3 protein-coding genes are annotated in these 2951 nt (G+C 28.8%); 1 reads left to right on the top strand and 2 read right to left on the bottom strand.

Annotated features, from left to right (window positions below; genetic code table 11):
* Positions 1-404 precede the first annotated feature (404 nt).
* The gene (locus EZH24_RS09605; protein WP_137998937.1) at positions 405-1748 is read left to right on the top strand and encodes a UDP-N-acetylmuramoyl-tripeptide--D-alanyl-D-alanine ligase; all 1344 of its coding nucleotides are present in this window, start codon (positions 405-407) and stop codon (positions 1746-1748) included.
* A 19-nt stretch (positions 1749-1767) separates the two neighbouring features.
* On the opposite strand, the gene EZH24_RS09600 is transcribed toward EZH24_RS09605, so the two are convergent.
* Together EZH24_RS09600 and EZH24_RS09595 are read right to left on the bottom strand one after the other, a co-directional pair.
* Positions 1768-2667: a patatin-like phospholipase family protein gene (locus EZH24_RS09600; RefSeq protein WP_137998936.1), complete on the bottom strand. Its 900-nt coding sequence runs from the start codon at positions 2665-2667 to the stop codon at positions 1768-1770.
* Between the two features lie 12 nt (positions 2668-2679).
* Entirely contained in the window at positions 2680-2937 is a 258-nt protein-coding gene (locus EZH24_RS09595; protein ID WP_137998935.1) for a hypothetical protein, read from the bottom strand.
* Positions 2938-2951: the final 14 nt, after the last annotated feature.

Genomic DNA, 2951 nt, shown 5'->3' with positions numbered 1-2951 from the left:
AACGGGACGCCTATGGCGAACCCCTTGCATGCTTCTCTCTGAAATGTTAACACAATGGGCTGAAGCCACATTGTTATTAAGAAAAGCACCAATTCTAATTTAGATTACTCGCCAACGGCGGGCTTTAGCCTCGGATTTTTCAAATCTTCGTAATGACTAAATTTTTTATTCAATCTATATATAATATAACAAACTTATAAAAAAGTCAAACAAAAAATTTTATTAATTATTTATAAAAATATCGGATTATAAAGTTATAAAATTTAATAACAATGTAGTTTTTTATCTGCATATCTTTGGAGGTGACATTATCATCAAAAGATAACAAGAATTTTGCTTTCTTTTATAAAATTATTTATAATGAATCTACAATTAAAAACTTAAAAATATATGGAAAAATATTTATGGGAAAAACTTGCTTAAAAGATATAATAAAAGTTTCAAAAGAACTTAAAGCCGATTACACGAATAATATAGAAAAAGAAGAAAATAAAGAATTATATATTTCAACCGACAGCAGAGAAGAATTCGATAACGATAAAATTTTTTTGGCGATTAAAGGGGAAAAATTTAACGGAAATAATTTCGCCTCGGAGTGCTACAATAAAGGTTGCCGATATTTTATTTTAAGCGAAAATATAAAAATGCCCGAAGACGCGAAAGTTTTTTACCATAACGACACGATTATTTTTTTTATAAAACTTGCGAGAGAATATAGACGCAGATTCGATATTCCGATTATTGCGATAACGGGAAGTTGCGGAAAAACTACGACTAAAGAATTAACCGCTTTATTTTTGTCGACAAAATATAAAGTTCTTAAAACGGAAGGAAATTTAAATAACGAAATCGGAGTTCCTAAAACGATTTTTAATTTGGACGATAGTTTTCAAATCGCCGTCATCGAAGCGGGAATGAATCATAAAAACGAACTTTTAAGAATATCCGAAGCGATAGAATCGAACGCCGTTTTAATAAATAATATAGAAGCCGTTCATATCGCTCATTTAGGCTCTATAAAAAATATAGCTTTGGCAAAAAGCGAACTTTTTAATAATACGAAAAAAAACGCAATAGCGATAATAAATAAAAATTCAAATGAAGTAAATATATTAATCGAAGAAGCTAAAAAGAAAAATATAAAAATAATCGAAACCGAAATTAAAGACATAATTAAAATTGATAACGAAACTTTTGAATATAAAGGAATTGTTTTCAAACATAATTTAATCGGAGATTTTAATTTGAGCAATATATTGTCGGCTATTAAAATTGCTGAAATATACAATGTCGACTTAAAAGAATGTTCTAAAATTTTAATAAATTATAAATCTCCCAAAAATCGAATGCAAATAAAAAATATAAACAACTGCGTAATAATAAAGGATTGCTACAATTCCAATCCATCCGCGTTGAAAAATATGATTAATTATTTATCCAAAAGAGAGGAAAAGAAAAAAATTACCGTTATAGGCGATATGCTCGAAACCGAACCGAAAAGCGAATTCTATCATAGAGAGATTGGTAATTTAATCAACTCTTTAAATAATATAAATGTCGTCATAGCCTGCGGAAATTATTCAAAATATATTTACGAAACGGTTAATTGCGAAAAATATTATTTTAAGAAAGCTGAAGATTCGATTTCTAAAATAAAAGAATTTATAAAAGAAGACACCGCAATTTTAATAAAGGCTTCGCTAGGAATGAATTTTGCGGTTATAATTGATAGTTTAGAAAATTTATGATAGCATCACGATAAAATTTTTAAGAATTATCTTCGTTTATTTTCAAATCGTTTATCGCTTTATTCAATTTATCTTTCAAAACTTTTTTATTTATTTCGTTTTTAATTTCTTCTTTATACAATTTTTTATTTAAATATAATGATTCCGCCTGCGTTTTACCCATTCTAAAAATAGGCTTTAATATTTTAATCGTATCTTTATATCCTTCTTCCAATCTCATTCTCGCTCCTTTAAGCGAAAAATCCATCGCTCCCGTTCTGAAATCTCCCAAATCCTTGCTCGGTATGATTTCGTAAACTTTGCATTTTTCGTCTTTTTCTATAATCGTTTCTTTATACATGCTTATCGCTATTATTTGAGAGCATCCTTCGTCATATAAAGGTTTTAACGGCAAATTGTCTCCGTTTAAAATTTCCACTCCGCCGTCAACATAATCGGCGTCTTCTATTTTTTGCCTGCCGAATATAATCGGTATAGCGCTGCTTGCCATCATTATTTCTTTTATTTGAGAATGACTTTTTCCGTTCAATTTGAAATAAACGACATCGATAGTTTTTAGATTAACCGCCGCCGCGTAAATCGGGCATGGATAATCGGCTATTATATCCAAATTCAAATACTTATCTATTATTTCAAGCAAACCTCCTCGGCTAAATATTCCGTTGGACGATATATAATTATTTTTCATGCTCGGCTTTTTTTTAGAAAGAATATTATTTTCAATTTCGTTTTTCCAAATATATTCCGCTATCTCGTAATCGTTTTGCGCGATTAAACATGCGTTGAGTATTCCTACAGAAGTTCCCGATATGGCTTCGATTCTTTTGTCAATTTCGTATTCTTTCAAGGCTCTCCAAACTCCGATTTGATAGCTTCCGAGTCCTCCGCCTCCTCCCAACGATAAACCGAATTTCGACATATAACCGCTCCGTCAAATATTGCTAAAATATAAATCCCAAAAACTATTTATAAAATCCAAATATTCTTTTTTATTTTTATTCGTATCTTTTATTTCTTTTATATCTTTAAGAAGAATGATTTTTTTATTATTTTTCTTAATATTTTCTTTCTTGTTATTTGTTTTTAATTTTTTTTCTTTGCCTTTTTTTATTTTGTCATGCTGTTCTTTCAATTTCTTTTTTAATCTGATTATATTTTTTATATTTTTATCGTTGGAATTATTATCCAAAATATTTATTTAAA

This window comes from Brachyspira catarrhinii, assembly GCF_005518285.1.
GTDB lineage: Bacteria > Spirochaetota > Brachyspiria > Brachyspirales > Brachyspiraceae > Brachyspira > Brachyspira catarrhinii.
This window is presented reverse-complemented; position numbering and strand designations above follow the sequence as displayed.

Coding starts and splice junctions, on each gene's coding strand:
- EZH24_RS09600 (WP_137998936.1), bottom strand. CDS start 2,667: ATGTCGAAATTCGGTTTATCGTTGGGAGGAGGCGGAGGACTCGGAAGC.
- EZH24_RS09605 (WP_137998937.1), top strand. CDS start 405: ATGGGAAAAACTTGCTTAAAAGATATAATAAAAGTTTCAAAAGAACTT.